Source organism: Streptomyces sp. NPDC059080, assembly GCF_042739975.1.
GTDB classification, from domain to species: Bacteria; Actinomycetota; Actinomycetes; order Streptomycetales; family Streptomycetaceae; genus Streptomyces; species Streptomyces benahoarensis.
This window is the reverse complement of record NZ_JBHYGX010000002.1, coordinates 241922-258639: the sequence shown is the minus strand read 5'-3', so window position 1 is coordinate 258639 and position 16718 is coordinate 241922. Positions and strand designations below refer to the sequence as shown.

The following is a 16718-nucleotide window of genomic DNA, read 5'->3' as shown; positions in this document are numbered from 1 at the left end:
GGCCTCGGCTCAGGGGAAGGAGACCACCGTGGACGGCACCGTCGTATCGCCCGACGTCGGCCCGCCGGTGCCGTTGACGACGTGCTCGTACTGGCCCTTGCCGCCCAGCGACACCACCAGCAGCCCGTGCAGCTTGACGCCCGGCGCCTCGGGCACGGCGAACCCGTGGTCCTGCCGGATCGACGGGTCCACCTGGTAGAAGCAGTAGCTGCCCAGGCCCCAGCCCTCGTGCTCGGTCACCGCGTCATCCACGAGATACGCGGCGAAGCCCTTGGTGTCGCCGTCCTGGACCGCCGCCTGGTTCGGCGCGTCGTACGCCTTCTCGTTCTGGAAGAAGACGGTGCGGCCCCGTTCGCCGCGCCAGTGGACGTCGTACTTGCGGAAGTGCTCGACGAACAGGCCGGTCGCCAGCACCCCGTCGCCGTTGACGCGTACGCCGTAATCGGCGCGGTTGACGTCCCAGCCCACGCCCTCGCCGTGGTCGGCGCGCCACACCCAGGCATGGTCGATGACCGTGTCGTGGCTGTTGATCACGATCGCGCAGGTCACCTTGCCGGGTCCGGCGCCGCCGACGCGGACGAACACGTCCTGCACCGTGGTCGGATTCGCCGCATGAGCGGCCGACGCGCCCTCGGGGCCGACCTCCAGCAGGGTGGGGGAGTTCTCCGGCCCGGCGTCGAGCAGCAGCCCGGCGAGCCGCACCCCGTCGACGTCGGCGACCTTCAGCGCCGTCACGCCGTTCTGCGGTATCAGCGTGGCGTATCCCAGGCCCAGCACGACGGTGTCGGCGCGGTTGACCTCGACGGGCCGGTCGAGGTGGTAGACGCCGGGCGTCAGCAGCAGATGGAGCCCCTGGCCGAGGGCGGCGTTGAGGGTCGCCGCGTCCGCGTCCGGCTTCGCCACGTAGAACTGATCGAGCGGCAGCGAGGTGCCCCGGGGCGTGCCGTTGCCCCAGCTGGTGCCGCGCGCGTCGGTCCGCTTCTCGGGCACGAACACCTTGTACGCGTCACCGTCGAGGTACAGGAACGGCTTCTCGCGGGAGACCGGGGTGTGGTCCAGCGTGGTGAACGGCGGATCGGGGAAGCTCTGCGCCGGGGCGCCCTCGACGCCGGAGAACACCATGTTCCACACGGCGCCCTGCCAGCCACCGAGGGCACTGTCGCGGGTGTACCACTGCTGCTGCGACCGCGGTTCGACCGTGCCGTCGACGCGGCAGTCGGCGAGATAGCCGCCGCTGGCCCAGCCGTCCCCGTCGGGCGCGAGGTTCAGCCCGCCCTTGACGTGCATCCGCCGGAACGGCGCCGCCTGCGCGACCGCCCACCGGTTGGTGCCGCTCACCGGCTTCAGCGCGAGGTTCTCCGCCGAACGCCAGAAGTTCTGGGTGGCGTTGCCGTCGAACCAGCCGGCGTCGACGGTGACGTCGCCGTTGATCGTGGTGTCGTCGGGCGACAGGCCGAGCCCCGCGATCGAGGTGTAGAAACCGAGCTGCGCGTTGAGCCCGTCGTAGGTGCCCGGCTTGAAGAACAGCGCGTGGCGACCGGTGCCGAACTGCGCCTTCTCCTGCTTGCGGAAGATCTCGTCGAGCTTGTCCTGGATACCGGGCGTGGCCGGGTCGAAGACGAGGACGTTCTCGCCGAGATCGCCGCCGCCGGGCAGCGGACCGGCGCCGCGCGAGGCGGCCGGGGGCGTGGCGGCGCAGGCGGTGGACGGCAGACCGGCCAGCGGCAGCGCGGCGGCCATCGACGCCAGCACGGCACGGCGGGGCGGACCGGAGGCGCGCTCCGGTGTGGGGGGAGTGGGCATGCAGCCCTCCTGATTCAGGGAGTGAACACATGAGGTGCGGGGGAGCGCTCTCTCGCCCGCAGCATGGTCATGGTGTGTGGACGGACCGTCAACCCTTCTGCCCGGAACGGGCGTTCCCATTCCGGGGTGTCCTGTGGCTGGCCTGCGGGGTTGCGGCTTCTCTGCGGGAGCTGAGCGGGGGCGTGTTCCGCTGGCTGTGTTCAGGAGGTGTTGAGGGCGGGGCGCCCCGGGGCCGCGCCGCCGTGCCGCCGTGCCCGTTTCCGTGCCTGCGGGGCCCGTTCCCGTCCGGTGCGGGCTCCGGTTTCCCGGCCTATAGGGGCTCCGGCCCGCCCCTTGCCCCCGACGCGGCCGTTGGCCCCTTCCGGAACCGTATATTCCTCTTCTTGCTGTACCAATGGCCCAGCAAAAACGACATCTGTTGAACCACTGGGCATCGGATGCTGAGATGGATCTGTCGATGGCGCTGCGGAACCCCGCGGCGCCTTTTTCATGCGCGCACGGCCACCCGGCCGCGCCCGCGCACCCGACGCGTACGGAGAGGAAGCGGTGCTGAAGAGGATGACGCTGCTGATGAGGAGGGTGTGGGCGCCGGACCCGGGGTGGCTGCGGCTGCGCGCCGCCACCCGGGCCGTGCTCGGCATCGGCCTGGCGACCACCGCCTCCGGCCTGGCCGTCCCCACCCTCACCGGGGCCATCGCCGGGGGACTCGCCGCGCTGCTGGCGCTCTTCACCGTCGCCGACCCCACGGTCCGCGGCCAGGCCGTCACCACGGCGCTGCTGCCCGTCGTCGGCCTGCCCGTCCTGGCCCTCGCGGCGGGGCTGCACGGGCATCCCCTCGGGCGCGACGCGGCGTTCCTCGCCGTCGTCGGCGCCGGGGCGTACGCCCGCCGCTGGGGCCCGCGCGGCCATGCCCTCGGGATCTTCGCGTTCATGATGTTCTTCATGGCGCAGTTCCTGCACGCCGAGCCCGGCCGGCTGCCGCCGCTCATCGTGGCCGTGCTCGTCGCCGTCGCCGTGGCCGCCGCGGTCCGCTTCGGCGCCTGGTGCTACGAACGGGGCCTGCGACCGGCCCCCGCGCCGACCCCGCCGCCGCCCGGCCGCGGACTGGCCCGCGCCACCACCCGGCAGGCCGTCCAGGCGACCGTGGCCTGCACCGCCGCGCTCGCCGTCGGCCAGGCCGTCTCCGCCGACCGCTGGTACTGGGCCGTCGCCACCGTCTGGTGGATCTTCGTGAACACCGCGTCCTGCGGAGAGACCCTGGTCCGCGGCTTCCGCCGGGTCCTGGGCACCGTCACCGGCATCGCCGCCGGACTCCTCGTCGCCGTCCCGCTGCACGGCGCCCCCGCCCCCACCGCCGCCCTCGTCGCCGTCTGCGTCTTCGGCCTCTTCTCCACGGCGCCCCTCTCGTACACGTACATGATGTTCTTCGTGACCGTTCTGGCCGGACTGCTCTACGGCCTCCTCGGCGTCCTCCACCCCGGGCTGCTCGCGCTGCGGCTCGCCGAGACCGGCGTCGGCGCCCTCGCCACCGCCGTGGCCGTCGTCCTCGTCCTGCCCGTCACCACCCACGCCACCACCAACGCCTGGATCCGGCGCGCCGTGCGCTGCGTCCACGAGTGCACCGCGCAGGCCGTCGCCCGCCTCGGCGGCGCGCCCGACGGGGACCCGGCCGGGCGGACCGGCGAACTGGAAGCCCTCCTCGGCAAGGTCCGCCTCGCCCTCGCGCCGCTGGTGCACCCCCTCAACCCGTTCCGCCACCGCAAGGCCCGCGCCCGCCAGGTCCTCGCCCTGCTGGACGCCTGCGCCCACGACGTCGCCGCCCTCGCGGCGCTCGCCCCCGCCGGGCGGACCGACGGCGCGCACGGTGCCCACCTCGCCGACGCCTGGCGCCGCGTCGAGGCGGCCGTCGAGACCCTGACCGGCCGCCACACCGCACCGGTGCCCATGCCCGCCCCGCCCGCCGCCGGGGACGGCCCGCTCCTCCACCTCCACGGCCTGGAGCAGAAACTCGCCGCCCTCGCCGCCCCACTGGCCAGCCCGCCCCGCGCCCCGCTCGCCGAGGTCTGACCCCACCGGGGGTACGGCTCCGCGCCCCCGCCCGACAATCCCGCCCCCGCCGCCGCCCCGGCTGTTAGCGTCGCCGTGCCCCGCCCCGTGCGGGGGCGGCGGGCGACCGGACGAGAGGCGGCACAGCGGTGACCACGGAGCAGGGCCTGCGGGCCTACATCGGATCGTTCACGCAGCACGGCGGCGCGGGCATCACCACCGCCGCCCTCGACCCGGAGACCGGCGCGCTCACCCCGCTGCACTCCACCGCGGAGGTCGCCAACCCGTCCTTCCTCGCCCCGAGCCGTGACCGCAGGCGCCTCTACGCGGTCAGTGAGACCGGCCACGGTGCGGCCGCCGTCTTCACCCTCACCCCCGACGGCCCGGAACTTCTCGCCCCGCCCGTCCCGGTGGGCGGAGCGAGCCCCACCCACCTCGCCCTGACCGCCGGTCACCTCGTCACCGCCAACTACACCTCCGGCAGCGTCAGCGCGCTCCCCATCGGGCCCGACGGCACCCTCGGCGGGCCCGCCGCCGTCCTCGCCCACCACGGCAGCGGCCCGGACCCCGAGCGCCAGAAGACCCCGCACGCCCACTCCGTGTACGCCGCGCCCGGCGGCACCCGGCTGCTCACCGCCGACCTCGGCACCGACTCGGTCCGCAGCTGCAGCCTCGACCCCCTCACCGGCACGACGCAGATCCGCGACGAGGTCCGGCTCCGCCCCGGTAGCGGCCCCCGCCACCTCGCCTTCCACCCGGGCGGCGGCCACGTCTACGTCGTCAACGAGCTGGCACCGGCGCTCACCCGCTGCCGCTGGGACGCCGAACACGGCACCCTGACGCCCCTGGGGGAGACCCCGCTGTTCGCGGACGGCGACGGCGCGCCCGGCGACCAGGCGGCCGACGCCGGCTACGCGTCCACCGCGGTCGTTTCCCCGGACGGCCGGTTCCTGTGGACCGCGGTCCGGGGCCGCGACCGCATCTGCGTCCACGCCCTCGACGCCTCCGGCGCGGAGCTCACCCCCGTCACCAGCGTGCCCTGCGGCGGCAGCTGGCCCCGCGACCTGGCGATGCACCCCACCGGCCGGTTCCTCTACGCCGCCAACGAACGCTCCGGCGACATCACCTGGTTCACCGTCGACCACGCCACCGGCGTTCCCACCCGCACCGGTTCGACGCCGGCGCCCGCGGCCTCCTGCGTCGTCTTCGCCTGAGACGCCCGCTCAGCCCGGCGGGAAGCTGCCGCCGAAGTACACCTGCGTCTCGGCGATCCGCCCGTCCCGCACGGTCAGCACCTCGACGTTGCGGTGGTGCCCGCCGCTGGTCAGCTCGTACGCGTACCGGACGAACACCTCCCCGGCACCGCCCGCCGGCACGGTGTCGAGGAGTGCGTACGCGCGAAACCGGTCGGCGGTCGGGAAGCAGCGGGTGAGGAACGCGTCCTTGCCGAGGTGGTCGTCCTGCGGGCTGGTGAAGACGAAGTCGTCGGCGAGCAACCGCTCCATGGCGGGGCGGTCCTGCGCGAGGTAGGCGGCGAACACGGCACGGACGACGTCGACGGCGGAATCCGGCGCTTCGGTGGCGGACATCGGCACTTCCCTCCGGTGCGGCCCGGCCGTCCGACCGGCGGGCCGGTGTCTTTCCGGCGACCGTATCCCCGGTGGTGCGCGCCTTCCCGCGTGTCGGGCCTCTTCCGCCACGGGCCGCGTCTGCCGCCGGGCAGTGCGAAGGGCCGCCCCGCACGAAGCGGAACGGCCCTTACGGTTCCGGGTGGCCGGGCGGCCGCCCGGAAAACGCGGCTCAGTGCGCCGGTGCGTACTGCGGCCCCCCGGCGGGCCGCAGCGTGATGCCCACCTTCGCGGCGTAGTTCGACAGCACCAGGCGGCCGACCGCCCCGTAGGCGCCCAGCGCCTCCGCCGACGCGCAACCCGCCTCGGCCGCGGCCGCCCCCAGCAGCCCGTCGGAGATCTCCGGGCCGATCAGGTACGGCGCGAGCGCCAGCTGCCGCGAACCGGACGTCCGCAGCTGCTCCGCGGTGCGGGAGATCGCCCCGTCCGCGTCCAGCGCGGCGGCCAGCACCGGCACCGCCAGCCGGGCCGACAGCAGCATGCCGGTGATCCCCGCGGCCTGCACGGCCTCCTCGCCGCCCACGGTGGCCAGGATGATGCCGTCCGCCGCCGTGGCGACGGTGAACAGGCGCGCCCGGTCGGCGCGGGCCAGCCCCGCCTCGGACAGCCGTACGTGCAGCGCCTCGGCGAGCAGCGGGTGCGGGCCGAGGACATCCGTCAGTTCGGCGCCGGAACCGCTGTTCATCATCGCCTGGCGTATCCGCCGCAGCAGCGCGCTGTCGGGACCGGCCAGCAGCGGCACGACCACCGCGGCCGGACCGGCGGCCGCGCCGTCGCCCTGCGCGGCACGCGCCTTGTGCTCGGCACCGGCCTGCGCCAGCACCGCGTCCAGCGCCGGGAACTCCTGGCCGTCGCCGTCCACGTAACCGATCCGGGCGTCGAGGCCGGGCAGCTCGGAACGCGCGATGCTGCAGACCTCCTCCGCCAGGGAGCGGGCGGCGGGTGTGGGGGTGCCGGGCACGGCCAGCACCAGGGCGGGTGCGTCCTGGGGTGCGGCGACCGGATCCGGCTTGCGGTGTCGGCCGGACTGCCGGGGACGCGGCATTCGTACGGGCAGGCCGGGCGCCGAGCTCGGAGAATCATCGTCAAAGCGGGGCGAGCCAGGTGCGGGCCCAGTGGGGGAACTCATGGCGCCGCATGCTAACGCCTCGTACCGGCACACTGCCGGGGGAGGGTTCGGTCGGGAGGTATCCGTCCCGATTTATCCCGCGCGTCACGGTGGCCCGCCGGGAGGCCGTCCGGAACGGCGGACACACGTCGGGACAACGGCCCACCTGCGGCGGCCCGCCCCCGGGTGGCGCGTACCGCTCACCTCCCGTGGTGGACGAGCCGGAGCAGCGCGCCGTCCACCGGCAGCCGCACCGTGTCGGTGGCCAGCGCGGCGGCGAGGCGCAGCGCCCCGTCGAGCGGGCCGCCGTCCGGCTCCGCGCACACCGCGTCCGGCAGCCGCGCCGCCAGCCCGGCCCGCACCGGCGCCCGCAGTACCTCGCCCAGCCGGAACAGCCCGCCGGTCAGCGCGACGGTCCGCCCCGGCCCGGGCGGACAGGCGGCCGCCGCCGTGTCCGCGATCTGCTCCGCGGCCTCGCGGACGATGCCCGCCGCGACCGTGTCACCGGCCGCCTCACGCGCCACGTACGGCGCGAACGACGCCAGCACCGCGGGCCGGTCCGCCCGCGGATACAGCTGCCCCGGCAGGCCGCTGACCGGCCCGAACCGTTCCTCGGCGGCCCGCAGCAGCGCCGGGGAGCCGCCGGGCCGCCCGTCGTGCGCCCGCAGCGCCGCCTCCAGGCCCGCCCGGCCGATCCATGCCCCGCCCCCGCAGTCGCCGAGCAGATGGCCCCAGCCGTCCGCCCGCCGCCAGCCGTCCCCGGACGCCGGGTCCGCGCCGAGCGCGACCAGACCCGTACCGGCCGCGACGACGACGCCCGGCCGCTGCCCCAGCGCACCCGCGTACCCGGTCACCGCGTCCGTGGCCAGCGCCAGGTCACACACCCCGAAGGCGTCGGCCAGCGCCCGCGGCAGCGCGGCCCGCAGGTCCGGCCCGAGCGTCGCCATCCCGGCGGCGCCGACACAGACCGCCGCGAAGCCGGAAACCCCCGCCGTCTGCCGCAACTTCTCGGCGGCGGGCAGCAGTTGGTCCAGCAGGTGCCGCGCGTCGATACCGCGCTCCCCGGTGCGCACCGGAGTGTCCGACGCGTAGGTGGTCTCCGGCCGGGCGTGCGGCGCGGCGACCGGTGCGACGGCGAGGCGCAGCCCCGAACCGCCCGAGTCGACGCCCAGGACGGCCGGGCCCGCCGTACGCGACGGCTCAGCCAAGGCCGCGGGAGTCCTGCTTGAGCGCGGTGTCGACGGTCAGCGCCGTGGCGACGACGAGGCTCAGCAGGGGGTCGGGCAGCTGCCGGTGGATCTGCAGGACGTAATTGTCGGCCGTGGTGAACATCGTCTTCGCCAGGCCCTCCCACGTCTTGGTGATCCGGGCGACCTCGGTGTCGGCGTGGTCGACGATGGCGAAGTTCCAGGCCCGCCAGTTCTCGGCCTTGATGGCGCCGATCTGCTGGCCGTTGACCATCATCCCGAAGTTGATCTTGCCGATGGCGTTCTGCTGGACGATCTCGCCGACCGGCTGCCCGTCCGGACGCGCCACCAGCACCTTCGACTTGATGAACTTGGCCGGTCGCGTCAGCACCAGCTGCGGCTGCCCGTACGCATCCCGGATCTCCAGCTTGTGCGTCATGTACTGGTCCAGGCTGGACACCACCCGCAGCACCTTCTTCGCAGTGCTCTGCCCGACTTGGACGACCGTGCCGAGGGCGTTGCCGTTCTGGTCGAAGACGCCGTACTCGTTGGTGACCTCGATCAGCTTCACCTTCTGGTTCACCACCAGCACCGGCTCGGTGAACAGCGTGCCGCCGCCCGGACCCGTCGGGGCGATGCCCGCCTGCTGCTGGACCTGCCGGGCCGCGTCGGGGTTGCCGGGCGCCGCCCCCGCCGTGGGATATCCGGGCTGCCCGTAGGGGGCCTGCTGCGCCCCGTACGGCGCCCCCGGCCCAGCGGGCATCTGCTGCGGCGCTCCGGTCCCGACCGGGGCTGCCTGCGGCTGCTGCGAGGGTGTCTGCTGCGGCGGAACCTGCTGCTGGGGGGCGTGCCGGGCCGGAGCCTGGCCCTGAGCCTGCTGCGGGGCGGCGTGCGTGTGCTCGGTCCAGCGGGCGCCATCCCACCAGCGCAGTTGGCGGGGAGCCCCCTGCGGGTCCGCATACCAGCCCGCAGGGATGTTCGCATGTGTCATGGCGGCACAGTACCGGCCGCCGGGACACCGCCGGGCCCTGGACCAGCCGGGCCCTGGACCAGCCGGGCCCTGGACCATGGGCCCGGGTACCGCCCGGCCGGAACGGCGAGGACCCGGCCAGGCCGTGGGCGCGACGGGCGCCTCCCGCCACTGGTCGCACCCACGGTCTCCGTCCGCGGCGCCCGGGCCCGCCGCGGACGGAACGGGTCCCGGGCGTTGGGCCGGTAGGGTGAGGTGCTGTGGCAGCACGACCTTTGAACGCACTTGTGGAACCCGGCTGGGCGGAGGCGCTGCGCCCCGTCGCCGGACGTATCGCCGAGATGGGCGACTTCCTCCGTCAGGAGATCGCCGCCGGGCGGACCTACCTGCCCGCGGGCGCCAACGTCCTGCGCGCCTTCCAGCAGCCGTTCGACGACGTACGGGTGCTGATCGTCGGTCAGGACCCCTATCCGACGCCGGGCATGGCGATCGGGCTGAGCTTCGCGGTCGCGCCCGAGGTGCAGCGGCTGCCGGGGAGCCTGGAGAACATCTTCCGCGAGCTCCACTCCGACCTCGGCCTGCCGCGCCCCTCCAACGGCGATCTGACCCCGTGGACCCGCCAGGGTGTCCTCCTCCTCAACAGGGCGCTGACCACCGCGCCCCGTAAGCCCGGCGCGCACCGCGGCAAGGGCTGGGAAGAAGTGACGGAGCAGGCCATCCGTGCCCTCGCCGCCCGTGGCAAACCGCTGGTGCCCGTCCTGTGGGGCCGCGACGCCCGCAACCTGCGCCCCTTCCTCGACGCGTACCCGGCGATCGAATCGGCCCACCCGTCCCCGATGTCCGCCGACCGCGGCTTCTTCGGTTCACGGCCCTTCAGCCGCACCAATGAGCTCCTCGTCCGCCAGGGGGCCGAGCCGGTGGACTGGCGATTGCCGTGAGCTGAGGGGCGGGTTGCCCGTAGGCGGTCGCCGCTCCGGCGCTGCGCGGGCCTGGACCTGCCGGTACGGCTCCGGAGCCGTACCGGGGCTGCGCGGCGGCCATATGCCGGGCTCCGTGAACCTGCCCTTCGGCGACCTCCAGTGCGACGGCCTTTTCCGTCGCCCGTCCCGCCGCGCCGAAGGAGCGCCGCGTCCTCAGGCCACCGCCGATGCCCGTACGCACAGCACATCCGGCAGATGGGAGGCGAGCTGCTGCCAGCTGCCGCCGTCGTCGGCGCTGGCGTACACCTCGCCGTTGCGGTTGCCGAAGTAGACGCCCGCGGGGTCGGTGTCGTCCACGCAGAGGGCGTCGCGGAGCACGGTGCCGTAGTGGTCCTCCTCCGGCAGGCCGTGGGAGAGCGGCTCCCAGGAGGCCCCGGCGTCGGAGGTCCGGAAGACCCGGCACCGGTGATCGGCCGGAACGCGGTCCGCGTCGGCGGTGATGGGGAACAGATAGGCGGTGTCGGCGCGGTGCGGGTGGGCGGCCACCGCGAAGCCGAAGTCGGTGGGGAGCCCCGCGCCGATGTCCGTCCACCGGGCGCCCGCGTCGTCGCTGCGGTAGACGCCCCAGTGGTTCTGGAGGTACAGCCGGTCGCGGTTGACGGCGTCCTGCGCGATCTTGTGGACGCACTGGCCGAACTCGGGGTGCTCGTCCGGCAGGAACGACGCCTTGACGCCGGTGTTCGACGGCTCCCAGCTGGCGCCGCCGTCGGCGCTGCGGAACACCCCGGCGGCCGACACCGCGACCGTCACCGCGTCCGCGTCGCGCGGGTCGGTGATCACGGTGTGCACCGCGAGACCACCGCCACCGGGCACCCACCGCTCCCGGCTCGGATGCTCCCACAACGCTCTGACCATCTCGAACGTCTCGCCGCGGTCCTCGGAACGGAACAGCCCGCCCGGCTCCGTACCGGCGTAGACCACATCGGGCGCGGCGGGCCCGGCCGGATGCAGCTGCCACACCCGCTCCAGTGAAGTGCCGGTGTACTCCGGGTACGTGACCGCGGGCCGCGCGGGCTCGTGCCACGTCTTCCCGAGATCGTCGGTGTGGAAGACGGACGGTCCCCAGTGCGCACTGTCGGCGCCCACCAGCACCCGTGGTGTCTCCCGGCGGGTGTCGATCCCGATGGAGTACACCGCCTGTGCGGGGAAATGGGGGCCGCCCAGCTCCCAGCCGCCGTGCCTCCTGCGGCCGACGAAAAGTCCTTTGCGTGTGCCCACAGTGAGCAGCACCTCGGTCATGACCGGAACACCTCCGCGACGCCGTCGTCTCAGATGCCGCCAGTCTGCACCCGACCACTGACAACGGCGCCTCGGCACGCCATCGTCCCAAGTCACACGGCTCGTCGGGACGCGGCGACCGTGCACCGGACCCCCGCCGAACCGACCGCGTGGAGCCCGTACGCGCAACGGGGGGGGGGGGGGGCGGGGGCGGGTCGCGGGGGCGGGCGCGGGCGCCGGGGGGGCGGGGGGGGGCGCGGCGCGCCCCCCCCCCCCCCCCCCGGCGCGCGCCCGCGCCCCCCCCCCCCCCGCCGCCGCCCCCCCCCCCGCCCGCGCCCCCCCCCCCCCCCCCTCGGCCGGGCCTCGGGGGCCCTGTCCGGGTCCGGGATCAGTCCGCCGGTACCTCGAACGAGAGGGAGACGGGGCCGGAGCCGTCGTAGTAGCGGAGGATGCCACCCGCCCCGGGGATGTCCAGGACGACATCGCCCGTGACGCTCTGCCCCGGGTGGAACGTCGCGTCGAGGTTCTGCCCGGAGCCGGACTTCTCGGTGGTGGTGATGTTCCTCTCCGGGCTCTGGCCGTCGGTCCACTTCAGCCGCTGCGGGTGGAAGGCGCCGTCCTTGTCACCGGTGTTCTTCACGGTGAACGTGAGGACGAGGTACTGGTGCTGGGGCGGCTTGGTGGCCTTGATCTCCGACGCTTGGACCGCCCGGACGTCCTTGAACGTGACCGACATCTGCGTCCGCGTCCCCGAGGCGCTGTCGACGGCCTGGTACGTCCCCCGGTCGCCGATGGTGACGGGGGTCTTCCCGGACTTCCCCGCCGGCTGCTCGGCGATGTCGCCGCTCGGGGCCTCCGGCGACTTCCCCGATGCCGCGGGGGCCTTGGAGTCGTCGCCCGAGGACGAACAGCTCGTCGTCAGACCGGCGGTGAGGAGGGCGCACGCGATGAGCGTGGCGACACGGATGGATGGGCGCATGGCGTACCCCGACGTTCATGGCGGGCCGACCTGCCCGCGATTGAGCGTCAGATTACGTCATGAAGGTGACAGTGATCACGCGGGGAACGGCGGGCGGAACCACAGCCTCCGCCCGCCGCCGTGCGGCGCCCGTGACCAGGTCGGGCGGGCCGGTGACACGGGTGGGGGCCGTGGATCTCGCCACACCCGTCCGGTCTGAGCGCCGGGGAGGGCCGGGCCTCCGCCGCAACGCCGGGGCGCCCGCCCTGACCCGCTGGCGCGCGCCGCAGGCCCGTACTGCGCCGCGGTGGCCGCGCCGTCCATGGGGCGCAAACATGGGCGTGCGGGGCGCGCGAGCCCCGCGAACGCGCCGGTGCGGCAGAGGGACGAAGGGACGGACGTGAACGGCGACGACGCGACGCACGGCCGGGGCGGACGGAACGCCCCGCACGCCCCCTCCGAGGCGAGTGGCGCCGCCCAGGGGGACCCCGACCGGCTCGCCGTCTACCGGGGCAAACGGCATTTCGACCGCACCGAGGAACCGCGCGGCGAGCCGAGCGCCCCCGGGGACGCGCCCTGCTTCGTCGTGCAGATTCATGACGCCCGCCGAATGCACTTCGACTTCCGGCTGGAGGTCGACGGCGTACTCAAGTCGTGGTCCGTGCCCAAGGGGCCGTCCGCCGATCCGCGCGACAAGCGTCTCGCGGTCCCCACCGAGGACCATCCGCTGGACTACCGGGAGTTCGAGGGCGTCATCGCCCGGGGCGAGTACGGCGCGGGCACCGTCATCGTCTGGGACCAGGGCACCTACCGGCCCCTTCCGGGCAAGCGCCGGGATCACGTGGGCGGCGCGGCCAGCTTCGCCGAGGCGCTGGAGCGGGGCCATGCCTCCTTCTGGCTCGACGGGACCAAGCTGCACGGTGGCTACGCCCTCACCCGGTTCCGTACCGGCGAGGAGGCGGGCGACCGGGAATCCTGGCTGCTGGTCAAGGAGAACGACGACCGTGCGGCCGCCCACGGCGCCCCCGACCCGCTGCGCGCCCGCTCCGTCCGCAGCGGCCGCACCCTCAGGCAGGTGGCCGCCGATGCCCGGGACGACCCGCCGCGCGGTTCCTGAAACACCGCCGGTCCGGTGGCAGTGGCCCTGAAGCCGCATGCGGTGGCCGTGGCCTGAAGCCGCATGCAGTGGCCATCCGGCTGTTCCCGGGGCGGGTGAGCGCTGTCAGCGCCCGATGTACCGCCGCACGGCCGGTGGTCCGCCCCTCACCCCGCCGGGGCCTCCTCGCCGCTCTCCGGGCACAGGTGCACCGCCGCTTCCTCGGCGGACGCCGCCCCGCCGTCGATGCCGACGTCGTGTGCGACGACGTCGTTGCGGTGCCGCGGAAACCCCTCGTCGGCGGTCATCAGCCGCCCGGCGCGCTCCCCGCCGACCTGGTCGTCCACCGGCTCCCCGTCGCCGTCCACCTGGTCCCCGATGCCGTCCCCGTCCGGTGGCCACACCTCCGGAACCTCTTCCGAGAGCCGCTGTTCCAGGGATTCGCCGTCGAACTGCTCCCGCGCCGTGGTGCCGCGGTTCACCGCGAGCGGACGCTCGGGCGGCGAATATCCCTCGTCCAGAATCTGGTCGAGATCCGGTTCACCGAGAGCGTCCTCCATATCCAGGTCATCGGGATTGTCCTGCGGATCGGAAGCGGACGGCTGATAGACCTCGTCCCCCATCGCATTGTCGGGCATGTCCGCTCTCCTTCTCCGGATACGAGGGTTTCTCACCCTGCTTTCTCACACTGCGGTGCCGGATCCACGCAGAATACTGATGACTTCTGCGTCCCGCACCTGGTCGAAATCGAGATACCACTCGCCCACGCCATGGAAATTCCGTGGCTGGTGGACACACTCCACATCGTCCGCCTCCTCGCGCAGAGCCGCAGCCGCAGCGGCGCCCCGACCGGAACCGCCAGCACCAGCCGCGCCGGCTCCAGCCGCCGCAGATACCGCAGCGCGGCGCGCGCCGTCACGCCCGTCGCCAGCCCGTCGTCGACCAGCAGCACCGCAGGCGGGTCCTCACCGACCAGCGCCCCCACTCCGACCTCGGGCCGCCCCGGCACCCCGATCTTGCGCGCCACCAGCACGTCCAGCGGTGCCCCCCGTATCGGCCCGGTTCGCGGTCAGCCCCGCCGCCTTTCCGTGCCAAGGCCGAGGGACTGCGCGATGCTCTGCATATTCGGATACGTACCCTCCGGTGGCAGCTTTTCGGCGAGGGACACCAAACGGTCCGGAGCGTTGTCCCGGCGCAACTTGTCGACCACCGACGGTTTGTCCGCCGGATAGATGCTCCGGCCGAGATGCCGCGCGAGTTCGGACCGGATGCCGACGTCCTCCTCGGTCATACCCTGCGGTGTACCCCCGCGAAATACCCTGTCGGGCGCCTGCGCCACCTCCGGCTGATCCTCGCCCGCGGGCTGGAGTTCCCTTTCCTCCGCGGCGCGCAGCGACCGGTCGGTCGTCATCTCCGCCCGCAATTCCTTCTTCATCATCTCGTCCCGCGCGGGCCCGATCTTGTCCGCACCGTGCTCCATGACCATGTCTTCCTCCAGGTGACGGCGTTCAGGGGGCAGGTGACGGGGAACGGAACCCCACCGGACCCGCCCCCTGAACGGCAGTCCGTTCCGACCGCCGCGCGCCTTCCGCGACGACGGGTGAAAACCACCCCGAGAGCTCCTTCCGGGGAAATTCACCGCCCGCCATCGTCCAATTCATTGACCAGCGTCGCGCAGAACGCCTTCAGATCGTCCGGTTTACGGCTGGTGACCAACGTGTTCGGGCCGCTGGTGCAGATCTTCACCCTCTCATCGACCCAGGAACCGCCCGCATTGCGGATATCCGTCGCCAGACTCGGCCACGATGTAAGGGTGCGTCCCCGCACCACATCCGCCTCGATCAGCGTCCACGGTGCATGACAGATCGCCGCGACCGGCTTTCCGGCGTCGAAGAATCCACGAGCGAAAGCGACAGCCCGCTCATCCAGTCGCAACGCATCCGGATTCGCCACTCCACCCGGCAACACCAGCGCGCCGTAATCCTCCACCTGTGCCTCGTCCAACGTGCGATTCACGGTGAACGAGTCGGCCTTGTCCAGATGATGGAAAGCCTGCACCGACCCACTCGACGGCGATACCAGATGCGGCACCGCACCGGCATCCACCACCGCCTGCCACGGCTCCGTCAACTCGACCTGCTCCACGCCCTCGGAGGCCACCAGAAACGCGATCTGCATGTCGTCCGCCCTCTCGTCGCGATGTCGCCGAATGCATCGAATGCCAGTGCCGGATTCCTTGAGATTCCCGCCCCGCCCCGATTCCCCTTCCCGCCCCCGCGTTTCTTCCGAATGTGCATTCCCGAGGTCTCGGTTCCCGTCAAGGTGCGCGGTGCATGCGGTGTATACGGCTCACCGCATCGAGCCCCGAAAACCCGGAAGGGACGGCCGTCCCGCGCCGCACCCCCCGCCGCACCGGGCGCCCGAGCCAGGCCCGCGCGCCCCCTGTCACCTGGACGCGCCCGGGCCTCCTCCATCGCACTCCGGATACGACGAGATCGCATCCCGACGACGGACGCGCCCGCCCTCCCCGGGGCGGATGCCCCGCCCGGCCGTGCGGGCGCGCCGGGCACCCGCCGGGGGCGTACCGTCGGAGACAGGCCGCTCGCCCTGGGGTGAACACGGCCGCCCGGCCACGTGCCCGGGCCACGGTCGCCACCGCACGCCCGCACCGTTTCCGAGTGCACCACGCCGACCCGGCGGAGTGCTCACCGCGTGGTCCGTGAAAGGGAGATGTCCACCATGTCGGCCGCTGAGCACCGCGCATCCGCCATCGGCGCGCGCACCGCCCCCACCCACGGCGCGCCCTGCTGGGTCAACCTGATGACTCGCGATCTGCGCTCCACCCAGGACTTCTACACCGAGGTTCTCGGCTGGAAGTTCCGGCAGGGCAGCCTCGGTGACGAGTTCTGCGTGGCCCTGGACGACGGCCGTCCCGTCGCCGGTATCGCCCAGCTCACCCAGCGCCTGCGCGGCACCACGGCATGGACCCCGTACTTCGCGGTCGACAGCGCCGACGACGTCGCCGCCCGCATCCGCGAACGCGGCGCCACCGTCGCCGTCGGCCCCCTCGAATTCGGCGCCGGACGCGCCGCCCTGGCGTCCGACCGCGACGGCGCCGTCTTCGGCCTCTGGGAGGGCCAGACCCTGCGCTGGGCGGTCGGCCGCGCCAATGCCCCCGCCTGCCTGGAACTCCGTACCCGCGACGCCTTTGCCGCCGCCATCTTCTACGCCGAGATCTTCGACTGGGCCACCCAGCGCCCCGGCGGCTGCGACGTCACCTACGAGGACGAGCAGGTCATCGTCCGCCAGGACCGGCGCATCGTCGCCGCGCTCCGGGGTGGCGGCGTGGAGGAGGCCCCCGATCCGCACCTGCGCCCCCGGTGGCACGTCCACTTCCAGGTACGCGACCTGCCCTCCGTCATCTCCGCGGCCGTCGCCGCCGGCGGAACCGTCATGTCCCCGGCACCCCAAACCGGGCGCCCCGGTGGACGCTCCATGATCTGCGACCCCCACGGCGCCCTCTTCACGGTCACGGACGCCCCCGAGAACGACTGATTTCCCGTCACCGCACTCCGTACGGGACGGCCTCCTTCCGGACGGGAACCCTCTTCCCATTTGGCGCGCCCGTACCGGAAAGCGGCTGTGCCCGCCCCCCTCGGCACCGTGATGAATCACCCACGGTCACCACCCGGCCCCACGGCGGCGTGGCCGCCCGGCGGCCAGC

The 16718-nt window shown here is 73.7% G+C and carries 15 protein-coding genes and 2 pseudogenes; 6 read left to right on the top strand and 11 right to left on the bottom strand.

Annotated elements, in window-relative coordinates:
* Positions 1-9: 9 nt before the first annotated feature.
* Positions 10-1803 carry a coagulation factor 5/8 type domain-containing protein gene (locus ACFWWQ_RS02235; protein ID WP_384588678.1) on the bottom strand — a complete coding sequence of 598 codons (1794 nt, stop codon included), beginning with the start codon at positions 1801-1803 and terminating at the stop codon, positions 10-12.
* Positions 1804-2361: 558 nt separating this feature from the next.
* Between ACFWWQ_RS02235 and ACFWWQ_RS02230 the strand changes: the two genes are divergently transcribed.
* Positions 2362-3870 (top strand): FUSC family protein, encoded by a 1509-nt coding sequence (locus ACFWWQ_RS02230; RefSeq protein ID WP_384588865.1) that lies wholly within the window; start codon positions 2362-2364, stop codon positions 3868-3870.
* A gap of 128 nt (positions 3871-3998) precedes the next feature.
* On the top strand, positions 3999-5063 hold the full coding sequence (locus ACFWWQ_RS02225; RefSeq protein WP_384588675.1) for a lactonase family protein: 1065 nt from the start codon (positions 3999-4001) through the stop codon (positions 5061-5063).
* A 9-nt stretch (positions 5064-5072) separates the two neighbouring features.
* On the opposite strand, the gene ACFWWQ_RS02220 is transcribed toward ACFWWQ_RS02225, so the two are convergent.
* The 4 genes from ACFWWQ_RS02220 to ACFWWQ_RS02205 all read right to left on the bottom strand — a co-directional run bounded on the left by ACFWWQ_RS02220 (position 5073) and on the right by ACFWWQ_RS02205 (position 8763).
* Positions 5073-5438 carry a nuclear transport factor 2 family protein gene (locus ACFWWQ_RS02220; RefSeq protein ID WP_384588672.1) on the bottom strand — a complete coding sequence of 122 codons (366 nt, stop codon included), beginning with the start codon at positions 5436-5438 and terminating at the stop codon, positions 5073-5075.
* Between the two features lie 211 nt (positions 5439-5649).
* A complete protein-coding gene (locus ACFWWQ_RS02215) occupies positions 5650-6606 on the bottom strand; it encodes a hypothetical protein (RefSeq protein ID WP_384588669.1) in 957 nt (318 codons plus the stop codon).
* Between the two features lie 179 nt (positions 6607-6785).
* A complete protein-coding gene (locus ACFWWQ_RS02210; RefSeq protein ID WP_384588666.1) occupies positions 6786-7793 on the bottom strand; it encodes an N-acetylglucosamine kinase in 1008 nt (335 codons plus the stop codon).
* On the bottom strand, positions 7786-8763 hold the full coding sequence (locus ACFWWQ_RS02205; protein WP_384588663.1) for a phospholipid scramblase-related protein: 978 nt from the start codon (positions 8761-8763) through the stop codon (positions 7786-7788). The genes ACFWWQ_RS02210 and ACFWWQ_RS02205 overlap by 8 nt, the downstream gene beginning before the upstream one ends.
* Positions 8764-9002: 239 nt before the next feature.
* Between ACFWWQ_RS02205 and ACFWWQ_RS02200 the strand changes: the two genes are divergently transcribed.
* Both ACFWWQ_RS02200 and ACFWWQ_RS02195 read left to right on the top strand, forming a co-directional pair.
* Entirely contained in the window at positions 9003-9680 is a 678-nt protein-coding gene (locus ACFWWQ_RS02200) for a uracil-DNA glycosylase (protein WP_384588660.1), read from the top strand.
* A gap of 59 nt (positions 9681-9739) precedes the next feature.
* Positions 9740-9831, top strand: a pseudogene (locus tag ACFWWQ_RS02195) (sulfurtransferase); the annotation flags it as partial.
* A 44-nt stretch (positions 9832-9875) separates the two neighbouring features.
* Here ACFWWQ_RS02195 and ACFWWQ_RS02190 read toward each other — a convergent pair.
* Both ACFWWQ_RS02190 and ACFWWQ_RS02185 read right to left on the bottom strand, forming a co-directional pair.
* Positions 9876-10961 carry a WD40/YVTN/BNR-like repeat-containing protein gene (locus ACFWWQ_RS02190; RefSeq protein ID WP_384588656.1) on the bottom strand — a complete coding sequence of 362 codons (1086 nt, stop codon included), beginning with the start codon at positions 10959-10961 and terminating at the stop codon, positions 9876-9878.
* A gap of 367 nt (positions 10962-11328) precedes the next feature.
* Positions 11329-11919, bottom strand: coding sequence for a DUF4352 domain-containing protein (locus ACFWWQ_RS02185; protein ID WP_384588653.1), 591 nt, complete (start codon positions 11917-11919; stop codon positions 11329-11331).
* Positions 11920-12298: 379 nt separating this feature from the next.
* On the opposite strand from ACFWWQ_RS02185, the gene ACFWWQ_RS02180 reads away from it, so the two are divergent.
* Positions 12299-13015 (top strand): DNA polymerase ligase N-terminal domain-containing protein, encoded by a 717-nt coding sequence (locus ACFWWQ_RS02180; RefSeq protein WP_384588650.1) that lies wholly within the window; start codon positions 12299-12301, stop codon positions 13013-13015.
* Between the two features lie 146 nt (positions 13016-13161).
* Here the strand turns inward: ACFWWQ_RS02180 and ACFWWQ_RS02175 are convergent, their stop codons facing one another.
* The 4 genes and pseudogenes from ACFWWQ_RS02175 to ACFWWQ_RS02160 all read right to left on the bottom strand — a co-directional run bounded on the left by ACFWWQ_RS02175 (position 13162) and on the right by ACFWWQ_RS02160 (position 15172).
* Entirely contained in the window at positions 13162-13632 is a 471-nt protein-coding gene (locus tag ACFWWQ_RS02175) for a DUF5709 domain-containing protein (RefSeq protein WP_384588647.1), read from the bottom strand.
* Positions 13633-13677: 45 nt separating this feature from the next.
* Positions 13678-14039 (bottom strand): annotated as a pseudogene (locus ACFWWQ_RS02170) (phosphoribosyltransferase family protein); the annotation flags it as partial.
* A 24-nt stretch (positions 14040-14063) separates the two neighbouring features.
* Entirely contained in the window at positions 14064-14480 is a 417-nt protein-coding gene (locus ACFWWQ_RS02165; RefSeq protein ID WP_384588645.1) for a DUF2795 domain-containing protein, read from the bottom strand.
* 149 nt (positions 14481-14629) lie between these two features.
* Entirely contained in the window at positions 14630-15172 is a 543-nt protein-coding gene (locus ACFWWQ_RS02160) for a type 1 glutamine amidotransferase domain-containing protein (RefSeq protein WP_384588642.1), read from the bottom strand.
* A 561-nt stretch (positions 15173-15733) separates the two neighbouring features.
* Between ACFWWQ_RS02160 and ACFWWQ_RS02155 the strand changes: the two genes are divergently transcribed.
* Positions 15734-16549 carry a VOC family protein gene (locus tag ACFWWQ_RS02155; protein ID WP_384588639.1) on the top strand — a complete coding sequence of 272 codons (816 nt, stop codon included), beginning with the start codon at positions 15734-15736 and terminating at the stop codon, positions 16547-16549.
* The last annotated feature ends 169 nt before the right edge of the window (positions 16550-16718 follow it).

Coding starts and splice junctions, on each gene's coding strand:
- ACFWWQ_RS02235 (WP_384588678.1), bottom strand. CDS start 1,803: ATGCCCACTCCCCCCACACCGGAGCGCGCCTCCGGTCCGCCCCGCCGT.
- ACFWWQ_RS02230 (WP_384588865.1), top strand. CDS start 2,362: ATGACGCTGCTGATGAGGAGGGTGTGGGCGCCGGACCCGGGGTGGCTG.
- ACFWWQ_RS02220 (WP_384588672.1), bottom strand. CDS start 5,438: ATGTCCGCCACCGAAGCGCCGGATTCCGCCGTCGACGTCGTCCGTGCC.
- ACFWWQ_RS02215 (WP_384588669.1), bottom strand. CDS start 6,606: ATGAGTTCCCCCACTGGGCCCGCACCTGGCTCGCCCCGCTTTGACGAT.
- ACFWWQ_RS02205 (WP_384588663.1), bottom strand. CDS start 8,763: ATGACACATGCGAACATCCCTGCGGGCTGGTATGCGGACCCGCAGGGG.
- ACFWWQ_RS02190 (WP_384588656.1), bottom strand. CDS start 10,961: ATGACCGAGGTGCTGCTCACTGTGGGCACACGCAAAGGACTTTTCGTC.
- ACFWWQ_RS02185 (WP_384588653.1), bottom strand. CDS start 11,919: ATGCGCCCATCCATCCGTGTCGCCACGCTCATCGCGTGCGCCCTCCTC.
- ACFWWQ_RS02175 (WP_384588647.1), bottom strand. CDS start 13,632: ATGCCCGACAATGCGATGGGGGACGAGGTCTATCAGCCGTCCGCTTCC.
- ACFWWQ_RS02165 (WP_384588645.1), bottom strand. CDS start 14,480: ATGGTCATGGAGCACGGTGCGGACAAGATCGGGCCCGCGCGGGACGAG.
- ACFWWQ_RS02160 (WP_384588642.1), bottom strand. CDS start 15,172: ATGCAGATCGCGTTTCTGGTGGCCTCCGAGGGCGTGGAGCAGGTCGAG.
- ACFWWQ_RS02155 (WP_384588639.1), top strand. CDS start 15,734: ATGTCGGCCGCTGAGCACCGCGCATCCGCCATCGGCGCGCGCACCGCC.